Here is a 20,485-nt window from a genome sequence, read left to right as displayed (position 1 = left end):
CCGAAGGACATGACGCTTCGTGCACGTGCTCAATCTGGGAATCCTCGCCCATGTCGACGCCGGTAAGACCAGCCTGACCGAGCGGCTCCTGCACACCGCGGGGGTGATCGACGAGGTCGGCAGCGTGGACACCGGCAGCACCACCACCGACACCCTCGCGCTGGAGCGCCGGCGCGGCATCACCATCAAGTCCGCCGTCGTCTCGTTCCCGCTCGACGACATCACCGTCAACCTGCTGGACACCCCCGGCCACCCGGACTTCGTCGCCGAGGTGGAGCGGGTGCTCGGCGTGCTGGACGGCGCCGTGCTGGTGCTCTCCGCCGTCGAGGGTGTCCAGGCGCGGACCAGGGTGCTGATGCGCGTCCTGCGCCGGCTGTCTGTGCCCACCCTGCTCTTCGTCAACAAGATCGACCGCCGCGGGGCGCGCGAGACGGATCTGCTCCGCGAGGTCGCGGTGCGCCTCACCCCGTCGCTCGTGCCCATGGGCACCACCGAGCGGCTCGGTACCCGCGACGCCCGCTTCGTGCCCGGCCCGGTGCCGTCCGCCCTGGACGTCCTCGCCGACCACGACGACGGCCTGCTCGCCGCGTACGTGGACGGCACGCTCACCCCGGCGCGGCTGCGGGAGGCCGTGGCCGAGCAGACCCGCCGGGCCCTCGTCCACCCGGTGTTCTACGGCTCCGCCGTCACCGGCGCGGGAGTCGGCGAACTGCTCCGGGGCGTGCGGGAGCTGCTGCCTCCCTCCGGCGGCTCACCCGACGGGCCCCTGTCCGGCACGGTGTTCAAGGTGGAGCGGGGACCCGCGGGGGAGAAGATCGCCTACGCACGCCTGTTCTCCGGCACCCTGCGCACCCGCGACCGGATCCCGTTCGGCGCCGGGCAGGTCACGGAGGGCCGGGTCTCGGAGGGCCGGGTCACCGGGCTCAGCGTCTTCGGCCACGGCGCCGACAGCCGCGCGGACGCCGTGCAGTCGGGCCGGATCGCACGGCTGTGGGGTCTGACGGACGTCCGCATCGGCGACGCGATCGGCGAACCGCCGCCTCAACAACGGCAGTTCTTCTCCCCACCCACCCTGGAGACCGTCGTGGTGCCCGGCGCGGGCGTCGACCCCGGTGAGCTGCACCTGGCCCTCACCCAGCTCGCCGAGCAGGACCCGCTGATCGGCCTGCGCCACGACGAACGGCGGTGCGAGACCTCCGTGTCGCTCTACGGCGAGGTGCAGAAGGAGGTCCTCCAGGCCACCCTCGCCGAGGAGTACGGCCTCGACGTCACCTTCCGCGGCACCACCCCGCTCTGCGTCGAACGGCCCGCCGGCACCGGATCGGCCGCCGAGTTCATCCGGCAGGACGGCAACCCCTTCCTCGCCACGGTCGGCCTGCGCGTCGATCCCGCGCCGCCCGGTGCCGGCGTGGCGTTCCGCCTCGGTGTCGAACTGGGCGCCATGCCGTACGCCTTCTTCAAGGCGGTGGAGGACACCGTGCGGGCCACGCTCGCGCAAGGGCTGCGCGGCTGGCGGGTCACCGACTGCGCGGTCACCATGACCCACTCCGGGTACTGGCCCCGCCAGAGCCACGCCCACCAGCGCTTCGACAAGAGCATGTCCAGCACCGGAGCCGACTTCCGGGGCCTCACTCCGCTGGTCCTGACGGACGCGCTGCGGCGGGCGGGCACCGTGGTGCACGAGCCCGTCCACCGCTTCCGGATCGAGGCCCCGGCGGACACCCTGGGCACCCTGCTGCCGGTGCTGGTCGGTCTCGGCGCGCTGCCGAGGACCACGGACACGCTCGGCGCGCTGTGTGTGCTGGAGGGCACGGTGCCGGCGGGGCGGGTGCGGGAGCTGGAGCAGCGGCTCCCCGGGCCGACCCGGGGCGAGGGCGAGCTGGAGAGCCGCTTCGGCCACTACGCGCCCGTCACCCACGGCCCCGTGCCGTCCCGCCCCCGCACCGGCCACAACCCGTTGGACCGCAGGGAGTACCTGCTCAACGTGACGCGACGGCTCGGGAGCTGAGGCGAACCTCACGGGCCTGGGTCAGCCCGCCCGACGGGCCGGTCCAGCCCTCCCGCACCTGCCCGAGCCGCACACGCTGCGGGTGGTCGCCGACCGGGACGGACACGGTCTTCTCGCCCGTCGCGAAGTCGATCGCGGTGACCTGGTCGGCGCCGCTCTCCGACACCACGCAGGACTCCCCGTCGCCGCTGACCGTCGCCCAGTACGGCTTGGAGACGGGGACCAGCGGGCCGTGCTCGAAGGTGTCGCGGTCGACCACGGTCGCGTAGTCGTCCATGGTGCCCGCCACGCACAGCTTGGCCCCGTCGGGCTTCATGGTGATGCCGTGGTGGCGCGAGTCGTTCACCCAGGTGGTGCGGTCCTCACTGGTGGCCGGGTTCTTCGGCAGGGTCTTGATGCGGCTGATCCGGTCGGTGGCGACGTCGTACTCGAAGAAGCCGTTGAAGAACGACACCTGGAAGTACAGCTTCGACTCGTCGGGGGAGAAGGCGGCGGGGCGGACCGCGTCCGAGTACTCCCGGAATCCGGCCGCGTCCAGCCGCTCCCGCATGTCGATCACCCTGACCTGCTCGAACGTCCGGGCGTCGGCGACCGTGATCTTGCGGTCGCCCTTCGTGAAGTCCAGCCAGGGCGCGTCCAGATCGGTGTTCACCTCGCCGATGGACATGTTCCAGATGTAACGCCCGTCCCGGCTGAAGACGTTCTCGTGCGGCTTGTCGCCCGTCTTGAACCTCCCGACCTCCTCGCCGGTCCCGATGTCCAGGACGTGCACCGTGTTGGACGTCGAGGCGGAGACGGCGACGCGCGTGCCGTCGGGGGAGACCGCCATGTGGTCGGAGCGGTAACCCGACACCGGGAAGCGCCAGTTGACGCGTCCGGTGGCCAGGTCGAGGGAGACGACGTCGGCGAAGCTGGGGCGGGAGACCACCACCGAGGTGCCGTCCGGGGTGGAGTACATGTCGTCGACGTACTGGTCGTGGCCCTCGCCGACGGTGTTGCGGATGGCCATGAAGTAGATCCAGCGGATCGGGTTGGCGTTGATCTCGGCCATCCGCTGGTCCTTGTCGGGGATCACGTTGATCCGGCCGACCCGCCCGAAGTCACCGCCCGACGCGAGGACGTCGGCGGTGCCGTCCCAGTTGTTGCCCACGAACAGCACCTCCCGCAGGTCCGCGGAGGGAGCCTGTCCGGCGGCGCTCGCGACGGCGCCGGGGGCGGTGAGGGTCAGGGCGACGGCGGCGGCGAGGGTGCACAGATGCCTGCTGCGGATCGGCATGGCGGGGTCTCCTCTGCGGGTGGGGGCGCCATGATCGGGACATGCCAAATGGAGGGTGAATCTGAACAGATGTGCTTTCAGAATGAACTTACTGAAAAGTAGGTACGGTCAGGGGTTCTCCACAAGACCGCGGACACGACAAACTTGCCGGGCGCGGGGAGAGGAGGACCGGTGGCGGGCAGACTGAGCGCACCGAGCGGCCGGTACGCCGGGAAGTCCGCCGAGGAGCGGAAGGCCGAGCGACGCCGGCGCTTCCTCGACGCGGCCCTCGGACTCTTCGGCGGCGGGCCCGGCTACCGCAACACCACCGTCGCCGCCCTCAGCGAGGCCGCCGGACTGTCCACCCGCCAGTTCTACGAGGAGTTCCGCACCCTCGAGGACGTCCTCGCCGCCCTGCACCTGCAGGTCAACGACTGGGCCGAGACGGCGGTGCTCGCCGCGGCGGCCCGGACGGCCGACGCGCCGCTCGCCGAGCGCGCCGCCGCGATCTTCCGCGCCTACGCCGCCGACGTCACCCGCGACCCTCGGCGCATCCGCATCGCCTTCGTCGAGATCATCGGGGTGAGCCCGCGACTGGAGGAGCAGCGGCTGGCCCGCCGCGCCCGCTGGGTCGACCTGATCTGCGCCGAGGCGGACGCGGCCGTCGCCCGCGGCGAGGCCGCGCCCCGCGACCACCGCCTCGCCGCGACCGGCTTCATCGGCAGCGTCAACGGGCTGCTGCACGACTGGAACGCGGGGTGGGTCGAGGCCACCCTCGACGAGGTCGTCGACGAACTGGTCCGCCAGCTGCTGGCGATCCTCCGTCCACCGGAGGCACCGGAGGCACCGGGGAGACCGACTGCGCCGGATGCGCCAGGACCGTCGGACGCGCCGGACGCGCCGAGCCCACCGGACGTGCCGGCGCCGCCGACCGCTTGACGGAGCGTCAACCGGTCGGCGTCAAGTGCCCCGGCAGGACGACGGAGTCAGGCGGTCGGCGCGAGGTCCCCAGCGAAGACGATCATCTGGTCGATCAGTCCCCGCCGCAGGTGGACGACGTCGGTCCCGGCGAGCCGCGGGCCGCCGTCCGGAGTGGTGAACACCCACTGGTACCGCGCCCACTCGTCCGGCATGTCCACCCCCGAACAGCGGACCATCGTGCCCGGTCCGGCCGGGTGCCGCCGGATGTCCAGCACGAACCGCTCCACCGCCTCGATGCCCTCGCTGCGGCCGAGCGGACCCCAGAGAACCACGTCCGAGGTGAGCGCCTGGGACAGCAGCGAGGTCACGTAGGCGTCGTCGGAGGCGTTGAACGCCGAGATGAACGTGTCGATGGCCGACTGGGCGGTGTCTGCATGCATGCACCCAGTCATACCAGCCTGCCTCACCCCTCGGCCGGGGTCCGGGTGGCGAGGAGGTCGGAGAAGCCGATGCGGTCGTAGAAGTCGGTGCGGATCCGGTCGGCGACGTCGCTGACCTGTTCCGAGCCGTCGTCCGCGGGGTCGATCGTCACCCGGAACGGGCGCTCGCCCCTCGGCGCGTCCACGACCGCCACGATCGTGCGGGCGACCTCGCCGACGTCCGCGTCCGGCGGCGAGAGAGCCGCGAGGCGCTTGCCGACGTCGTCCATCAGCCCTTCGTACAGCTCGTCGTACGCCTCGGCCGTCGCCGTGTCCGCGGGGTGCATGGCGTGCGCGAAGTGGTTCGTGCCGGAGGTGAAGGAACCGGGCACCACGATCGACGTGTCGATGCCGAACCGCGACAGCTCGACGGCGTAGCTCTTCGCCAGGTGGTCCATCGCCGCCTTGGCGCCGAAGTACGGGGCGAGGTACGGGGGCGTCCCGCCGTAGGTGCTGGTGGAGCCGACCCACACCAGCAGACCGTCCCGGCGCTCCCTCATCTGCGGCAGCACCGCGCGGTTGACCCGCTGCGTGGACAGCACGTTGGTGTCGTAGATCTCCGCGAGCTGCTCAGGGGTGAACGACTCGGCGGGGCCCAGCACCATGTGCCCGGCGTTGTGCACGACCACCTCGACGCGGCCCGCCTCCTCGGTGACCGAGGCGACGGCCGCGTCCACCGAGTCCTGCCGGGAGACGTCGAGTTCGACGGTGCGCAGGTCGACCTCGTGCTCCTCCGCGTACGCGCGGGCCTCGGACACCGCAGCCGCGTTGCGCCCGGCGGTGTGCCGCATTCCGGCGTAGACGGTGTGCCCGGCGTCGGCAAGGGCGCGGGCGGTCAGCGCGCCGAAACCGCTGGACGCGCCGGTGATCAGAATGACGTGAGCGGACATGATGTGCTCCTGGGAGACGAGCGAGGGCGGGGGAGCGGGGTCAGAGGACGATGACGCTGCGGCAGCGTGCGGTGCCCGCGTCCATCGCCTCCAGCACGGCCGGGGCCTCCTCTAGGCCGATCGGCGTGACGTCCGGGAGGATGTCGTGGGAGGCCGAGAAGGCCAGCGTGTCGCGCAGGTCGTGCGGCGAGCCGGACGGGGAGGCGCCCACCCGCAGCCGGTTGAGGATCATCGGCTGCGTCGGCAGGACCAGCGGCTCGGGACCGTACCCGCACAGCATCAGCATGCCGTCCGGGGCGAGCCCGCCCAGCGTCGCCGTGGCCGCCTCGGTCGACGGGGAGGCGTTCAGCACGAGGTCCGCGCCGCCGTCCCAGTCCTTGAGCGCCCTCGCCGGGTCCGACTCCTGCGCCGCGACGAAGAGTTCCGCGCCGAGCGCCTTGGCCGCGTCCTCGCCGCGCCGGGACCTGCCGATCACGGCGACCCGTGCCCCCATGGCGACGGCGTACCGCACGGCCAGCGCGCCCACGCCCCCGGCGCCCACCACGGCGACGCGGGACCCGGCCCGGACACCGCCCTGGCGCAGCCCGTTGAACGCGGTCAGTCCGGCGCACATCAGCGGCGCCGCGGCCACCGGGTCGAGTCCGTCCGGCAGCGGGGTGACGAAGCCGGCCTTCATCAGCACGTACGGGGCGTAGCCGCCGTCGGCGACGATGCCGGTGATCACCTTCCGGGGGCAGAGGATCTGGTCGGCGCGGACGCAGTAGTCGCAGTGACCGCACGAGTCGTACAGGAACTGCCCGCCCACGGCGGCGCCGACCTCCGGGAAGCCGACACCGGGGCCGACGGCCGCGACCACGCCGGTGATCTCGTGGCCCGGCACGACCGGGAAACGGGCGAACGGATAGTGGCCGCGCAGCAGGTTCAGGTCGGTGAAGCAGACCCCGCACGCGGTGACCTTGACGAGCACCTCGCCCGGACCCGGTTCGGGCACCTCCAGGTCCTGCAGGGCGAGCGGGGCGTTCGCCCCGGCGGCGACAGCGGCACGCATCATGACGAACACTCCAGGAGAGGGGGGAGGGGCGGGCGGAGGATTCTGCCGCCCGTGTCACGCAACCAGCGTGACCTGGGGTTTCCCGGAGGTCCAATGCTTCCTTCGGTGCCTACGATGACGTCAGGGCATCGGCGCAGGCAGCAGGGGAGAGGGCGGCATGGACGGCGGACGGACGGACCTGGACCTGCGCCGGCTGCGCTCCTTCGTCGCCGTCGCCGAGCGTCTGCACTTCGGGCAGGCCGCGGCCGCCCTGCACGTCACCCAGCCCGCGCTGTCGCGACAGATCCAGCAGCTGGAGCACGACCTCGGCGTGACCCTGTTCCGCCGCAGCAGCCGGGAGGTCGCCCTCACTCCCGCGGGAGAGCAGTTCCTCCACGACTCCAGGGAACTGCTGGCAGCCGCCCGCGCCGCGCGGAACCGCGCCCGGCGGATCGCCGCGGGCCAGGCCGTGCTCAAGGTCGGCTTCATGCTCGGCTCCGACATCACCGCGCCGCTGCACGCGTTCTCCGCACGGGAGCCGCAGGTGCGGATCGAACTGGTCCGGCTGCGGTGGTGGAGCCAGTCCGCCGACCTGCTCGACGGCACCGCCGACGTCGGCTTCGTGCGCCTGCCCGTCGACACGGAGCGCCTGCGGGTGCTGCCGCTGTACCAGGAGAGGCTCTGCGTGGTCCTTCCCGCACGGCACCCCCTGGCCGGCGAGGACACGGTCGGGCTGCGCGCCCTCGCCGACGCACCTCTGCTGCGTTACGCGGGCGCGTCCCCGGCGTGGTCCGCCGTCTGGAACACCGACCCGCGCCCCGACGGCGCGCTGTGGCCGCACGGTCCGGACGTGCACGACATGGAGGAGATCCTGGCGTACGTCCGGGCCGGCGGCGGCGTGGTGATGGTGCCGGAGCCGGTCGCGGCGGTCTTCCCGCGCCCCGACATCGCCTACGTCCCGCTCGCCGACGCACCGCCCGGCACGGTCGCGCTCGCCTGGGACGACGACCGCCCTTCCCCGGTCGTCGAGACCTTCGTCGACGCGACGAGGACGACGGCCGTCGATGTCACTCGTCCCACGCCTGGATCAGCACCTGCCCCGTGATCCTGCCGTCGCGCAGCGTCAGCATGGACTCCGAGAGCACCCGCACGCCGTCCGGGTAACGGCAGCTCTCGCAGTAGGCGGCGTGATCGCCCTGCACGACGCACGCCTCCAGCGCGTGCGTCATGTCGCGGCTGTAGACGTCGTCCAGCATCGAGGCGATCTCGTCCTTGCCGTGCAGCACCTTGGGGTGGCTCGGCCCGCTGACGTGATCCACGACGCGCAGCTCCGCGTCGTCCGCGTAGAGGGACTTCAGCATGTCCGGCGTGTCCGCCTCGATGCCCCGCCTCAGCGTCTCGGTACCGAACACGGGCTGTGCCGCGGTCGTCATGATGACCCACCTCCTCAGGAGGCCCCGGGCCCGCAACCAGGCCACGAGGGCCTCACCTATGAGCCTCCTCCCCGAAACGCCACCGGGCAAGCGAGACGCCTGGCCGGCGGCCCCTCCCCCTCAGCCCGCCGTGGCCAGGAACTGCGTGGCCGCCAGCTCGCCGTACAGCGGGTCCGACGTGACCAGTTCTCTGTGGGTCCCCACCGCACGGACCCGGCCCGCGTCCATCACCACGATCCGGTCCGCCGCCGTCACCGTGGAGAGGCGGTGGGCCACCACCAGTACCGTCGTGGTGCGGGCTACGTCCGCGACCGTGTCGCGCAGGGCCGCCTCGTTCACCGCGTCCAGCTGGGACGTCGCCTCGTCGAGGAGGAGCAGGCGCGGGCGGCGGAGCAGGGCGCGGGCGATGGCGACCCGCTGGCGCTCGCCGCCTGACAGCTTGGTGCCGCGGTGGCCGACGAGGGTGTCGAGACCCTGGGGCAGGCGGGAGACCAGCCCGTCCAGCCGGGTCGTCTTCAGCACCCGCGTCAGCGTGTCCTCGCCCGCGTCCGGGTTGCCCAGCAGCAGGTTGTCCCGCAGGGAACCCGACAGCACGGGCGCGTCCTGCTCGACGTACCCGATCGCCGCCCGCAGCTCCGCCAGATCCCACTCCGCGAGGTCACGGCCGTCGACGGTGATCACACCGGACTCGGGGTCGTAGAACCGCTCGATGAGGGAGAACACCGTCGTCTTGCCCGCCCCGGACGGGCCGACGAAGGCCGTCAGTCCCTGCGGGGGCACGGCGAACGTCACCCCGTGGTGGACGTACGGCAGGTCGTCGGCGTAGCGGAACCGCACGTCCTCGAAGGCGACGGCCGCCGGCGCGGCGCCGGGGGAGGGCAACGAGGCGGGAGGCGCGGCCGGTTCGGCGGGCAGGCGCAGCGCCTCCTGGATGCGGGCGAGCGCGGCGCTGCCCGCCTGGTACTGGGTGACCGCGCCCACGACCTGCGAGATCGGCGCCATCAGGTAGAACACGAACAGCAGGAACGCCACCAGCGTCCCGATGTCGATCGCGCCGGTCGCCACCCGCGCCCCGCCCACCGCGAGCACCGTGATGAACGCGAGCTGCATCGCCAGCCCCGCGGTGTTGCCCGCCGCGGCCGACCACTTGGCGGCCCGCACGCTCATCCGCCACGACTCGCGCGCCGCGTCGTGCAGCGTCCGCTCCTCCCGCGGCTCGGCGCCGGACGCCTTCACCGTGCGCAGCGCGCCCAGCACCCGCTCCAGCGACGCCCCCATCACGCCCACCGCGTCCTGCGCCTGCTTCGACGCCCGCTGGATCCGCGGCACGACCACCCCGAGCAGCGTCCCCGCCAGCGCGAGCACGCCCAGCGTGACCGCGAGCAGCACCGGCTCCACGTACCCCATCAGCGCCACGGTGGCGAGCAGCGTGAGCCCGCCCGTGCCCAGCCCGATCAGCGAGTCGGTGGTCACCTCGCGCAGCAGCGTGGTGTCGGAGGTGATCCGCGCCATCAGGTCGCCCGGCTCGGTCCGGTCCACGGCGGCGATCCGCAGCCGCAGCAGGTACGAGGACAGCGTGCGCCGCGCCCCCAGCACCACCGACTCCGCCGCACGCCGCAGCACGTACGAACCCACCGCGCCCAGCACCGTGTTGCCGATCACCAGCGCCGACATCAGCAGCAGAGCCCAGGTGACGGCCCGGTCGTGCGCGAGGTCGTCGATCAGTTCCCGCGCCACCAGCGGCAGCGCCAGCCCCGTCGCGCCCGTCACCAGCGACAGCAGGGCGCCGCCAAGCAGCGCCCAGCGGTGCGGCCGTACGTACGACAGCAGCAGCCGCCAGGCCGGCGGACCGGACGTACCCTCTGTGACGGTGGTGCTCACATGCCCCCCTCGGCGTCGGACGGATGTTCAGGCTACGTCGGCCGGGCGGACGCACCGCACGGTGGGCGGCGGAGCCGATCATTCCCGCGTAGGGTCGGGGAACGACGGGGGAGACGGACCCGGCCCACGAAGGAGTCAGCAGCATGGCGCAGGAAGTACGCGGCGTGATCGCACCCGGCAAGGACGAGCAGGTACGGATCGAGACGATCGTCGTGCCCGACCCGGGACCCGGTGAGGCGGTCGTACGCGTCCAGGCCTGCGGGGTGTGCCACACGGACCTGCACTACAAACAGGGCGGCATCAACGACGACTTCCCCTTCCTCCTCGGCCACGAGGCCGCGGGCGTCGTCGAGTCGGTGGGCGACGACGTCACCGACGTGGCGCCCGGAGACTTCGTCATCCTCAACTGGCGTGCGGTGTGCGGCAACTGCCGCGCCTGTCTGCGGGGTCGCCCCTGGTACTGCTTCGACACGCACAACGCGAAGCAGAAGATGACCCTCACCGACGGCACCGAACTCTCCCCGGCGCTCGGCATCGGCGCCTTCGCGGAGAAGACCCTGGTCGCCGCCGGACAGTGCACCAAGGTCGACCCGGCCGTCGCCCCCCAGGTCGCCGGACTGCTCGGCTGCGGCGTGATGGCCGGCATCGGCGCCGCGATCAACACCGGCAACGTGGGACGCGGCGACTCGGTCGCCGTCATCGGCTGCGGCGGCGTCGGCGACGCGGCGATCGCCGGGTCCCGGCTGGCCGGCGCGGCGAAGATCATCGCCGTGGACATCGACGACCGCAAGCTGGAGACCGCCCGCTCCATGGGCGCCACCCACACCGTCAACTCCCGTACGACCGACCCCGTCGAGGCGATCCGCGACCTCACCGGCGGCTTCGGCGCCGACGTCGTCATCGAGGCCGTCGGCCGCCCCGAGACCTACCGGCAGGCGTTCTACGCCCGCGACCTGGCCGGCACGGTCGTCCTGGTCGGCGTGCCCACCCCGGAGATGAAGATCGAACTGCCGCTGCTGGACGTCTTCGGCCGCGGCGGCTCCCTCAAGTCCTCCTGGTACGGCGACTGCCTGCCGTCCCGCGACTTCCCGATGCTGATCGACCTGCACCTCCAGGGCCGCCTGGACCTCGGCGCGTTCGTCACCGAGACCATCGCCCTGGACGAGGTGGAGAAGGCCTTCGACCGGATGCACCGCGGCGACGTGCTGCGCTCGGTGGTGGTGCTGTGATGACCGCCCGCATCGAACGCCTCGTCACCTCCGGCCAGTTCAGCCTCGACGGCGGCACCTGGGACGTCGACAACAACGTGTGGATCGTCGGCGACGACCACGAGGCCGTCGTCATCGACGCCGCCCACGACGCCGACGCCATCGCAGAGGCGGTGGGCGGCCGGCGCCTGACCGCCATCGTGTGCACCCACGCGCACAACGACCACATCGACGCCGCCCCCGCCCTCGCCGAGCGCACCGGCGCCACGATCTGGCTGCACCCCGACGACCTCCCGCTGTGGAAGCAGACCCACCCGGACCGCGACCCCGACGCCTGGCTGGCCGACGGGCAGGTCATCGAGGCCGGCGGCGCCGACCTCACCGTGCTGCACACCCCGGGCCACGCACCGGGCGCGGTCTGCCTGTACGACCCGGGGCTGGGCGCCGTGTTCACCGGCGACACCCTCTTCCAGGGCGGTCCCGGCGCCACCGGCCGTTCCTTCTCGCACTTCCCGACGATCATCGACTCCATCCGGGACCGGCTGCTCGCCCTGCCCCCGGAGACCAAGGTGCTCACCGGGCACGGCGACCCGACCACCATCGGCGCCGAGGCCCCGCACCTGGACGAGTGGATCGCCCGGGGCCACTGACGCACGCGGCCGGCGAGCCACGGGGTCACCCGGACGTACCGGCGTCCGGGTGACCCCGAGGCCGCGACTTCGCAAAAGGCGACAGAGGATGTCCGGCTTACCCGTCAGGCTCGTCGTCGTACGACAGATCGAGACACGGGAGGCCGTGAATGACACAGCCGTTGCGGGACAAGGTCGCGCTGGTGGCCGGGGCGACCCGGGGAGCGGGACGGGGAATCGCCTTGGAGCTGGGAGCGGCGGGCGCCACGGTGTACGTCACCGGCCGCACCACCCGCGCCCGCCGCTCCGAGTACGACCGGCCCGAGACCATCGAGGACACCGCCGACCTCGTCACCGAGGCGGGCGGCAGAGGCATCGCCGTGCCCACCGACCACCTCGAACCGGCCCAGGTGAAGGCGCTCGTCGACAGGATCGCAGCCGAACAGGGACGTCTCGACGTCCTCGTCAACGACATCTGGGGCGGGGAGACCCTCTTCGACTGGGAGGCGCCCGTCTGGGAGCACGACCTCGACAAGGGACTGCGGCTGCTGCGTCTCGCCGTGGAGACACACGCGATCACCAGCCACCACGCCCTGCCGCTGCTGCTGCGCCACCCGGGCGGACTGGTCGTCGAGGTCACCGACGGCACGGCGGACTACAACCGCGACCACTACCGGGTCTCCTTCTTCTACGACCTCGCCAAGTCCTCCGTGCTGCGCATGGCGTTCGCCCTCGGCCACGAACTCGGCCCGCGGGGCGCGACCGCGGTCGCCCTCACCCCGGGCTGGCTGCGCTCGGAGATCATGCTCGACCACTTCGGGGTGCGGGAGGACAACTGGCGTGACGCGCTGGAGAAGGAGCCGCACTTCGCCATCTCCGAGACCCCGCGCTACGTGGGCCGCGCGGTCGCCGCGCTCGCCGGCGATCCCGACGTGGCCCGCTTCAACGGCGCCTCCCTGTCCAGCGGCGGACTCGCCCAGGAGTACGGCTTCACCGATCTCGACGGCAGCCGTCCCGACTCCTGGCGCTACCTGGTCGAGGTGCAGGACCCGGGCCGTCCGGCCGACGTCACCGGCTACCGCTGACGCTCCGGACACCGGGAAAAGCCGGGCGCGGTGATCGACGGAGCCGCTACCGTCCCCCCATGACGACGGACACAGGGCGCTTCGCGGGGTACGGGGTTCTCATCACCGGGGCGGCGCGCGGCATCGGCGCCGCCACCGCGACACGGTTCGCCGAGGAGGGCGCGCGCGTCCTGATCGCCGACGCCGACCCGGAGGCGGGGGAGCGCACGGCGGCGGCGCTCCGCGACCGAGGACTCACGGTGGAGGCCGTCGCCTGCGACGTGGGGGACCAGGCGTCCGTCGAGGCGGCGGTGGCCCGCGCCGTCCGCGCCTTCGGCTCGCTGGACGTCCTGGTGAACAACGCCGCTCACTGCACCCCCGACACGGCCCGCTTCGAGGACCAGGCGGAGGAGGAGTGGGCGGCGGACCTGGACGTCACCCTCACCGGCGCCTACCGCTGCTGTCGCGCGGCCCTGGCGCACCTGGAGGCGTCCGGCCGGGGCGCGATCGTCACCGTCGGCTCGGTCAACGGGCTCCAGGACTTCGGCAACCACGCCTACAGCGCCGCCAAGGCCGGCCTGATCTCCCTCACCCGCACCCTCGCCGGTCACGCGGGACCCCGGGGCGTCCGGGTGAACCTCGTGGCGCCCGGCACGGTCCGCACGCGCGCCTGGGACGGCCGCTCCGAGGACCTCGCGGCGGTCTCCCAGGTCTACCCGCTGCGCCGGATCGGCGAGCCCGAGGACATCGCGGCGGCCGTGACCTTCCTCGCCTCCCGGGACGCGGCCTGGATCACCGGCACCACCCTGGCCGTCGACGGGGGCATCACGGCCGTCAACCACGGCTTCCACCGGGCCATGGACCACACCGGGCGGTGACCGTCCCCGCACCCCGCGTGGTCCCGCGTGACACGACTCATACCGAAGCGTCCGCCGTCACGGACATAACGGTCCGGTCGCGCGTACAACCGATTTCCCCCGTTCGCCGTCTACCTGGCAGAGTGCGCGGTCCAGCGCACGTTCCCGCGGGAGAGGCATAACGGACCATGGGGGACTTGAGAAGACGGGGTGTCGTCGCCCTGGGGGTCACCGCTCTGGTGGCTCCGCTCACGCTCGCGATCGGTGCGACGCCGGCCCAGGCCGCCAGTTGCACCACGTCGGCGGGGCCGTACCAGAAGAAGGTCGAGAAGTTCCTCGGCCGCCCGGTCGACGGCAAGCAGTCCGCCGCCGACTGCAAGGCCGTCCGGGCCTTCCAGAACAAGCACGGCATCAGGCCCAACATCGGGTACGCCGGCCCCGTGACCTGGGGCGTGATGAACCTGATGAACAAGCAGAAGGCCGTCGGGAAGAACCCGAACAAGGCGGGCAGATGCCCCACCAACAAGGGGCGCATCGCCTGCGTCGACCTCACCCTGCAGCTGAGCTGGATCCAGGACGGCAAGAAGCTCGTCTACGGGCCGGTCCCCGTGCGAACCGGACGCGACGGGTACGAGACCCGCACCGGCCTCAAGAAGGTCTACTGGCGGAACAAGAACCACGTCTCGACGATCTACGACGTGCCGATGCCGTACAGCCAGTTCTTCGACGGCGGCCAGGCGTTCCACTCCGTCGGCGTCAGCATGTGGAACCCGCCCGGTTCCCACGGCTGCGTCAACATGACCAGGACCGCCGCCAAGAAGTACTGGTCGCTGCTGAAGAAGGGCGACGACGTCTACGTGTACGGCCGCAAGCCGGGCACCTGACGACCCCCGGCGCCCGGCCGCCGGGCCGGGCGTCCCCGCATGCCCGAGGGTGTGAACTCGCCCACCTTGCAGGGCAGATGGACGTGATCAGCGACACGTCCGAATTGCCCGATCAGCGTGCGATTACTCACAGCGTCTTCACCTCGGGGGACGTATGCTTCACGGTATGTCCACCACTGTTGAACCCTCCTCCGAGCGATCGGCTGCCGAGGTCAACGAGGAGATCCGGGCCCTGTGGCTCCGGTCGGGCGGGACACTCAGCGTCGAACAGCGCGAGGAGTACCAGCGCCTGGTCCAGGAGTGGGCCTCGGCCCTCCCGCAGGCGGCCGCAGAGGCGGCCTGACGGCCGGCCTCGGCATCACGATCGGGCACCCGTGACCACACGGGTGCCCTTCCCTTCTCACCCCCACAGCGCCGAGTACTGCCTCCGGTACGCCTTGCGGTCCTGTTCGGCCCTGATCCACCGCGAGGCCACCAGCGCCACCAGACTCCCGCCCATCACCAGCAGCCCCGGCCCCACGTTCCGCGGGTCGGCCAGCCGTGACACCAGCGTCGACGGGTCCGGCAGGATGCCCCGCACCGACGTCGACGACCCCGGCGTCGCCGAGTCCGGCGCCGCCACACCCTGCGCCTGCGACGGCTCGGGGGCAGGGCTCCCGCCGTCCGCCCCGGGAGCCACGATCAGCTTCAGGTCCAGGTCCGCCAGCGCCTTCGTCAACGGCTGGAAGTACGTGATGCCGCCCGCGCGGCAGTCGCCGCTGCCGCCCGACGTCACGCCGAGCGCGATCCCCTCGGAGAACATCGGCCCGCCGCTGTCCCCGGGCTCCGCGCACACGTCCGACTCGATCAGCCCGCCGACCGTTCCCTCCGGGTAGTTGACCGTCACGTCGAGCGCGGTCACCTCCCCGTCGCGCAACCCGCTGGTGCTGCCGCTGCGGAAGATCCGCTGCCCCACCGTCGGATCGGCCACCCCGGTGATCCGCACGCCCTTGCCGCCGCCCACCGCGACCACCCCGGCGTTCTCACCGGCCCTGCCGCCCTCGTACGCGATCAGCGAGTAGTCGTCGCCGGGGAAGCTGCCGCCGACGGTCGTGCCGACCTTCTTCCGGTCCCCGCCGTCGGAGAACCACACCGACCCCTGCGGCCCGCAGTGCCCGGCGGTGAGGATGAACTCCCGCCGCCCGTCGGTGACGTTGAAGCCGGCCGAGCAGCGGCCCGCCGTCGACAGCACGGGCAGCCCGCCGGCCAGGCGGGTGGCGAAGGTGCCCCCGACCCGCTCCATGCGGACGAAGTCACCGATGCCGTCGGCCACTTCGGTGAGCGACGACCAGTCGTCCTCGGACACCGTGCTGTCACCGCGCACCACCACCCGGTTCGACCGGTAGTCCTTCATCCAGGCCGTGCCGGGCACCCGCGGCGCCGAACTCAGCGTTTCCGTCGCGGAGTCGAAGTCGTCCATGCTGTGCCGCACCATCCGCGGCTCGGCGCCCGCCGCCCGCACCTCGGCCGCCGCCTGCTCGTCGGTGACCGCGACGACCGTCCTGCCGTTCTCGTCGACCCAGCTGCCCGCCGTACGGGACGTGCCGAGCCGCTGGACCAGATCGGCAGCCGGACCGGACGCGTCCGCGTCCGCGGGGGACGCTGTGGAGAACGGGACGGCGTCGGGCGTGCCGGGCTCACTCGCCACGGCATGCGTGACCATCGTGCCGCCCAGCAGGAGTCCGCCGACAGCCGCCAGCCGTGTCACTCGCCGGACCACCCGTCGTCGTGCGTGCCTCATGCATGGCTCCAGAACCTCGACAGCGCGGTGCGCGCACCGCGGGGGCCTCCCTCGAGCAGAGCGCCCCTCGTCCATACGGCTGCGGAGCCCGTCGTGTTCAGTACGGGCGAGGCGATGGCCGTCTCAGTTCCGCCCGCACACCGAGGAGTTGGGCGCGGACAGGCCCAGCGCGGCAGCGGTGCCGCCGTCGCCCCACGCGGACGCCGGGTCGACATAGGGACGCAGCAGCGCGACGAGCCCCGGATCGCCGTTGCCGCGCAGGGCGTCGCCGGCCGACTTGCGGGCGATCCCCGCGAGGAAGTCCGCCAGCTGCACCCGCGGGTCGTCCCGCGCGACCACCAGCCGCAGCTCCGTCAGGGCGACGCCGGACCGCCGTGCGGTCTCCTCGACCCACGCGATGCGCTCGGGCGTCAACAGATTCTGCCGGTCGTGCACCAGCCGCACCGGCCGCCGTTCCGGCCCGCTCCAGTACGCGGCCGTGGCGACGATCGCCGGGAGCAGCGGGTTGAGGACCGGGACACGCACCGCCGCGCCGTCCAGGAGCCCCGCCCGGTAGGCCTCGGCCCGCCCGCGCCCCGCCGCCAGCTGCTCCAGCGCCGGAGCCGCGTCCGTACCCGCGTGCGTCCGGCACAGCTCGTCCAGGGTCTCGAAGAACAGCGGTACCGAGGACCCCGGCTCGGCCCCGTTGCGGGTGCGCAGCAGCCGGTTCGCCACGGACAGGAACCGCTGCCCGTCCTCCGCGCCCAGGCCCTCCCTCACCGTGCGGTACAGCTCCGCCGCCGCGCCCGGGTCGTCGAGCAGCACACCGGCCAGCCGGTCCACCACGAAGAAGGACTTCTCGGTGAGGTGAACGCGCGCCGCGCCGTGCAGCGGCCCGCCCGGCGTGAGGAACCACTCCAGCACCGCCCGGTGCTTCTCCCGCAGCAGATGGGTCGCCTTGTACTCGGTGGCCGGGGAGCGGATCCGGTCACGGATCTCCCGCAGCGCCCCGGCCGCGTCCGCGACCGGGACCTGGACGCCGGCGTGCGCGAACACGTCGGTGTTCCCGCCGGTCGGGTTCTCGCCGTCCGACCCCGACTCGTCACAGGCGACCTCCCGTACCGCCCCGTCGCCGGGCGGCGCACCGGAATCCGGATGTGGGCCCACACCACGCCCCCTATCGTGTGCTCCATGACCAGGATCCCGCACGATACGTCCGGTGAACCGAATCCCCTCAAGGCCTTCTCCCTGGATCAGCTGCGCCGCCGCACCAGCATGAAGTGGCGTACCTACCCCGAGGACGTCCTTCCGGTGTGGGTGGCCGAGATGGACGTGGCGCCGCCCGGCCCGGTCGTGCGGGCGGTCACCGACGCGATGGAGTCCGGCGACACCGGCTATCCCGCCGGGACCGCCTACGCCGAGGCGCTGGCCGCCTTCGCCGACAAGCGGTGGAACTGGCCCGGCCTCGCCGTGGAACGCACCGCGATCGTGCCGGACGTGATGCTGGGCGTGGTCGAGATGCTCCGGCTGGTCACCGGGCCCGGCGACCCCGTCGTGGTGAACCCGCCGGTCTACCCGCCCTTCCACGACTTCGCGCGGCACGCGGACCGCCGGGTCGTCGAGGCGCCGCTCGGCGACGACGGGCGGCTCGACCTCCACGTCCTGGAACGCGCCTTCCGCGCGGCGACCGAGGGCGGCGGCCGGGCCGCGTACCTGCTGTGCAGCCCTCACAACCCCACCGGCACGGTGCACACCGCCGAGGAGCTGACCGCGGTGGCCGCGCTCGCCGAGCGCCACGGTGTGCGGGTCGTCGCCGACGAGATCCACGCGCCCCTGGTGTTCGGCGGCGCCCGCTTCGTGCCGTACCTGAGCGTGCCCGGCGGTGAACGCGGTCTGTCGCTGATGTCGGCGTCCAAGGCGTGGAACCTGGCCGGGCTCAAGGCGGCCCTCGCGATCGCGGGGTCCGGCGCGGGCGACGACCTGGCCCGGATGCCGGAGGTGGTCGGTCACGGCCCGAGCCACGTCGGCATCCTCGCCCACACCGCCGCCCTGCGGGACGGCACCGGCTGGCTGGACGCCCTGCTCGACGGCCTCGACGCCAACCGCCGGCTGCTCGCCGGCCTCCTCGCCGAGCACCTGCCGGCCGTCCGGTACCGCCCGGGCGACGCCACCTACCTCGCCTGGCTGGACTGCCGGGACCTCGGCCTGGGCGACGACCCCGCCGAGGTGTTCCTCGAGCACGGCCGGGTGGCGCTCACCGGCGGTCTGCCCTTCGGCACGGGCGGTGCGGGCCACGCCCGGCTGAACCTCGCCACCTCGCCCGAGGTGCTCACGGAGGCGGTGCGGCGCATGGCGGCCGCCGTACGCGCGACGGGCGGCGCCCGTGGCTGACGCCGCCTTCGCCAACCCCCGCCTCGCCGCCCTCTACGACCCGCTCGACCCCGACCGCAGCGACCTCGACGCCTACCTGGGCATGGCGCGGGAGTTCGGCGCCCGCCGGGTGCTGGACATCGGCTGCGGCACGGGCGTCTTCGCACTGATGCTCGCGGACGCGGGGATCGACGTCGTGGGGGTCGACCCGGCCGGCGCCTCCCTCGACGTCGCCCGCGCCAAGCCGGGCGCCGGGCGCGTCCGCTGGATCGAGGGCGACGCGACGGACCTGCCGCCACTCACGGCCGACCTGGCCACCATGACCGCGAACGTCGCCCAGGCGATCGCCCACCCCGGCGCCTGGCACGCCACCCTGCGCGGCGCCCACGCGGCCCTGCGTCCCGGCGGCCGCCTGATCTTCGAGACCCGCGACCCGGCCCGGCGCGCCTGGGAGTCCTGGACCCGTGCACAGTCGTACGCCCGCGCCGACGTGCCAGGCGTCGGCACGGTGGAGAGCTGGCACGAAGTGACCGCCGTAGAAGGCCCGTTGGTCTCGTTCCGAACGACGTACGTGTTCCCGTCGGGCGGCGAGGCGCTGACCTCCGACTCGACCCTGCGGTTCCGGGACCGCGAGGAGGTCGGGACGGACCTCACGGACCACGGCTACGCGCTGGAGGACGTGCGGGACGCGCCCGACCGCCCCGGCCGGGAGTTCGTGTTCGTGGCCCGCCGCCTGTAGGGCGCGGACAACTCCCGGCGGCATCCGCCGAGTAGGCCTAGACTTGACGCATGGACGACGCGTTGCGGGACCGGCTCGGGGCGGGGAAGTACCTTCTGCTCACCAGCTACCGGAAGAACGGCACTCCCGTCGCCACCCCGGTGTGGGTGGTGCGCGACGGCGACGCTCTCGGTGTGTGGACCGCCGCCGACTCGTGGAAGGTCAAGCGGATCCGCGCCCGCGGGGACGTCCTCGTGGGACCCTGCGACGTGCGCGGCAATCCGACCGGTGACCAGGTCCCGGCCACCGCGGAGGTCTGCGACGCGGCCACGACCGCCCGCTACCGGCAGCTGATCGCCCGGAAGTACGGGCTGATGGGCCGCCTCACCCTGCTGGGCAGCCGCCTGCGCCGGGGCGTGGACGGCACGGTGGGCATCCGCGTCACGTCCTGAACCCGGCCTCCTGCGTGGTGGGTTGCGGCTTTCAGGTCCAGGCCCGCAGCGGCTCGTCGACGAGCTGGAACACCGGCTCGCCGCGCACCGGGTCCTCGGCCGTCGACAGCCGCACCCGGTCGCCGCTGTGGACGCCGATCGGCGGGCCCATGACCCGGCCGCGCACCACGAACCCCTCGGCCATCTCTATCAGCGAGACGTTGCGCGCCGCCGGGGTGTTGCGGTGCAGCACCGTCGAGTGGCGTACCGTGCCGAAGCCCGCGCTGCGTTCCGTGCGCAGGTCGCTGCCCTGGCAGACCGGGCACAGCAGCCGGTGGTACATCGCCGTGCCGCACCAGGTGCAGCGCTGGAAGAGCATGGCGTCCTGGTCGGTGGCGCGTCCTTCGATGCCTTGCGCTTCGAGCAGGCGCGTGGAGCCGGCTGCCTGCTGAGCGACGCTCCCTGAGAAGTGGTACACGCTGGTCAACTCCCTGCAATCGGCCGGACTTCCGTGTGCCCGGTCGCCCGGACACACGCCTGCCCGGTGGCCGTGCCACCGCGCACGGCCACAGAGTATGGCACTGAGTGCCACGAGTAAAGGCACTCAGTACCCTCTTCTGTGGGGCGAGGGCCGCTTCCCGGGACCTCCGGCACCTGTCCGCGAACTG

Annotated in this window: 21 protein-coding genes; 12 read left to right on the top strand and 9 right to left on the bottom strand. The window is 72.8% G+C overall.

All coding sequences use genetic code 11. The features are described from left to right. Positions 1-19 precede the first annotated feature (19 nt). Entirely contained in the window at positions 20-2,008 is a 1,989-nt protein-coding gene (locus ACF1AG_RS16870) for a GTP-binding protein (RefSeq protein WP_391809947.1), read from the top strand. On the opposite strand, the gene ACF1AG_RS16865 is transcribed toward ACF1AG_RS16870, so the two are convergent. Continuing rightward, positions 1,980-3,284, bottom strand: a complete 1,305-nt coding sequence (locus ACF1AG_RS16865) for a YncE family protein (RefSeq protein WP_391809946.1) — start codon at positions 3,282-3,284, stop codon at positions 1,980-1,982. The genes ACF1AG_RS16870 and ACF1AG_RS16865 overlap by 29 nt on opposite strands. A gap of 171 nt (positions 3,285-3,455) precedes the next feature. Here ACF1AG_RS16865 and ACF1AG_RS16860 point away from each other — a divergent pair, with 171 nt between their 5' ends. After that, positions 3,456-4,202, top strand: a complete 747-nt coding sequence (locus ACF1AG_RS16860; RefSeq protein ID WP_391809945.1) for a TetR/AcrR family transcriptional regulator — start codon at positions 3,456-3,458, stop codon at positions 4,200-4,202. Between the two features lie 47 nt (positions 4,203-4,249). On the opposite strand, the gene ACF1AG_RS16855 is transcribed toward ACF1AG_RS16860, so the two are convergent. The 3 genes from ACF1AG_RS16855 to ACF1AG_RS16845 are packed head-to-tail and all read right to left on the bottom strand — an operon-like array spanning position 4,250 to position 6,604. Continuing rightward, a complete protein-coding gene (locus ACF1AG_RS16855) occupies positions 4,250-4,624 on the bottom strand; it encodes a nuclear transport factor 2 family protein (protein ID WP_190001997.1) in 375 nt (124 codons plus the stop codon). Between the two features lie 23 nt (positions 4,625-4,647). Next, a complete protein-coding gene (locus ACF1AG_RS16850; protein WP_391809944.1) occupies positions 4,648-5,553 on the bottom strand; it encodes an SDR family oxidoreductase in 906 nt (301 codons plus the stop codon). A 40-nt stretch (positions 5,554-5,593) separates the two neighbouring features. Further along, positions 5,594-6,604: an alcohol dehydrogenase catalytic domain-containing protein gene (locus ACF1AG_RS16845; protein WP_391809943.1), complete on the bottom strand. Its 1,011-nt coding sequence runs from the start codon at positions 6,602-6,604 to the stop codon at positions 5,594-5,596. A 157-nt stretch (positions 6,605-6,761) separates the two neighbouring features. Here ACF1AG_RS16845 and ACF1AG_RS16840 point away from each other — a divergent pair, with 157 nt between their 5' ends. Further along, on the top strand, positions 6,762-7,688 hold the full coding sequence (locus ACF1AG_RS16840) for a LysR family transcriptional regulator (RefSeq protein WP_359603041.1): 927 nt from the start codon (positions 6,762-6,764) through the stop codon (positions 7,686-7,688). Here the strand turns inward: ACF1AG_RS16840 and ACF1AG_RS16835 are convergent. Further along, on the bottom strand, positions 7,651-8,016 hold the full coding sequence (locus tag ACF1AG_RS16835) for a nuclear transport factor 2 family protein (protein ID WP_359603039.1): 366 nt from the start codon (positions 8,014-8,016) through the stop codon (positions 7,651-7,653). The two genes, ACF1AG_RS16840 and ACF1AG_RS16835, sit on opposite strands and share 38 nt — an antisense overlap. A 120-nt stretch (positions 8,017-8,136) precedes the next feature. Next, positions 8,137-9,897: an ABC transporter ATP-binding protein gene (locus ACF1AG_RS16830; protein ID WP_359748890.1), complete on the bottom strand. Its 1,761-nt coding sequence runs from the start codon at positions 9,895-9,897 to the stop codon at positions 8,137-8,139. A gap of 143 nt (positions 9,898-10,040) precedes the next feature. Between ACF1AG_RS16830 and ACF1AG_RS16825 the strand changes: the two genes are divergently transcribed. From ACF1AG_RS16825 to ACF1AG_RS16800, 6 genes are all read left to right on the top strand, one after another. Beyond that, positions 10,041-11,126 (top strand): S-(hydroxymethyl)mycothiol dehydrogenase, encoded by a 1,086-nt coding sequence (locus ACF1AG_RS16825; RefSeq protein WP_387795158.1) that lies wholly within the window; start codon positions 10,041-10,043, stop codon positions 11,124-11,126. Then, the gene (locus ACF1AG_RS16820; protein ID WP_387795157.1) at positions 11,126-11,755 is read left to right on the top strand and encodes an MBL fold metallo-hydrolase; all 630 of its coding nucleotides are present in this window, start codon (positions 11,126-11,128) and stop codon (positions 11,753-11,755) included. Before ACF1AG_RS16825 ends, ACF1AG_RS16820 begins: the two co-directional genes overlap by 1 nt. 149 nt (positions 11,756-11,904) lie before the next feature. After that, positions 11,905-12,819, top strand: coding sequence for an SDR family oxidoreductase (locus ACF1AG_RS16815; RefSeq protein ID WP_359603032.1), 915 nt, complete (start codon positions 11,905-11,907; stop codon positions 12,817-12,819). Between the two features lie 59 nt (positions 12,820-12,878). Next, complete coding sequence (locus ACF1AG_RS16810; RefSeq protein ID WP_391809942.1) at positions 12,879-13,676, top strand: SDR family NAD(P)-dependent oxidoreductase; 798 nt, start codon at positions 12,879-12,881, stop codon at positions 13,674-13,676. A gap of 167 nt (positions 13,677-13,843) precedes the next feature. Next, the gene (locus tag ACF1AG_RS16805) at positions 13,844-14,539 is read left to right on the top strand and encodes a L,D-transpeptidase family protein (protein ID WP_359603029.1); all 696 of its coding nucleotides are present in this window, start codon (positions 13,844-13,846) and stop codon (positions 14,537-14,539) included. A 154-nt stretch (positions 14,540-14,693) separates the two neighbouring features. After that, complete coding sequence (locus tag ACF1AG_RS16800) at positions 14,694-14,882, top strand: hypothetical protein (RefSeq protein ID WP_019527206.1); 189 nt, start codon at positions 14,694-14,696, stop codon at positions 14,880-14,882. A 57-nt stretch (positions 14,883-14,939) separates the two neighbouring features. Here the strand turns inward: ACF1AG_RS16800 and ACF1AG_RS16795 are convergent, their stop codons facing one another. Both ACF1AG_RS16795 and ACF1AG_RS16790 read right to left on the bottom strand, forming a co-directional pair. Beyond that, entirely contained in the window at positions 14,940-16,319 is a 1,380-nt protein-coding gene (locus ACF1AG_RS16795; protein WP_391809941.1) for a S1 family peptidase, read from the bottom strand. A 123-nt stretch (positions 16,320-16,442) separates the two neighbouring features. Beyond that, positions 16,443-17,465: a hypothetical protein gene (locus ACF1AG_RS16790; RefSeq protein ID WP_391809940.1), complete on the bottom strand. Its 1,023-nt coding sequence runs from the start codon at positions 17,463-17,465 to the stop codon at positions 16,443-16,445. 24 nt (positions 17,466-17,489) lie between these two features. Between ACF1AG_RS16790 and ACF1AG_RS16785 the strand changes: the two genes are divergently transcribed. From ACF1AG_RS16785 to ACF1AG_RS16775, 3 genes are read left to right on the top strand one after another with little or no spacing between them, the layout of a single operon-like run. Further along, complete coding sequence (locus tag ACF1AG_RS16785) at positions 17,490-18,689, top strand: aminotransferase class I/II-fold pyridoxal phosphate-dependent enzyme (RefSeq protein ID WP_359603024.1); 1,200 nt, start codon at positions 17,490-17,492, stop codon at positions 18,687-18,689. Further along, positions 18,682-19,407 (top strand): class I SAM-dependent methyltransferase, encoded by a 726-nt coding sequence (locus tag ACF1AG_RS16780; RefSeq protein ID WP_359603023.1) that lies wholly within the window; start codon positions 18,682-18,684, stop codon positions 19,405-19,407. Before ACF1AG_RS16785 ends, ACF1AG_RS16780 begins: the two co-directional genes overlap by 8 nt. 50 nt (positions 19,408-19,457) lie before the next feature. Further along, on the top strand, positions 19,458-19,838 hold the full coding sequence (locus ACF1AG_RS16775) for a PPOX class F420-dependent oxidoreductase (protein WP_359603021.1): 381 nt from the start codon (positions 19,458-19,460) through the stop codon (positions 19,836-19,838). Positions 19,839-19,869: 31 nt separating this feature from the next. On the opposite strand, the gene ACF1AG_RS16770 is transcribed toward ACF1AG_RS16775, so the two are convergent. Further along, positions 19,870-20,295 (bottom strand): zinc ribbon domain-containing protein, encoded by a 426-nt coding sequence (locus tag ACF1AG_RS16770; protein WP_359603020.1) that lies wholly within the window; start codon positions 20,293-20,295, stop codon positions 19,870-19,872. Positions 20,296-20,485: the final 190 nt, after the last annotated feature.

Origin of the sequence: Streptomyces sp. NPDC014764, from assembly GCF_043082785.1 — a bacterium.
In the GTDB taxonomy this organism is placed as follows: domain Bacteria; phylum Actinomycetota; class Actinomycetes; order Streptomycetales; family Streptomycetaceae; genus Streptomyces; species Streptomyces althioticus.
Note: the sequence above shows the minus strand (reverse complement) of the source record. Positions and strands in the feature narration are given on the sequence as shown.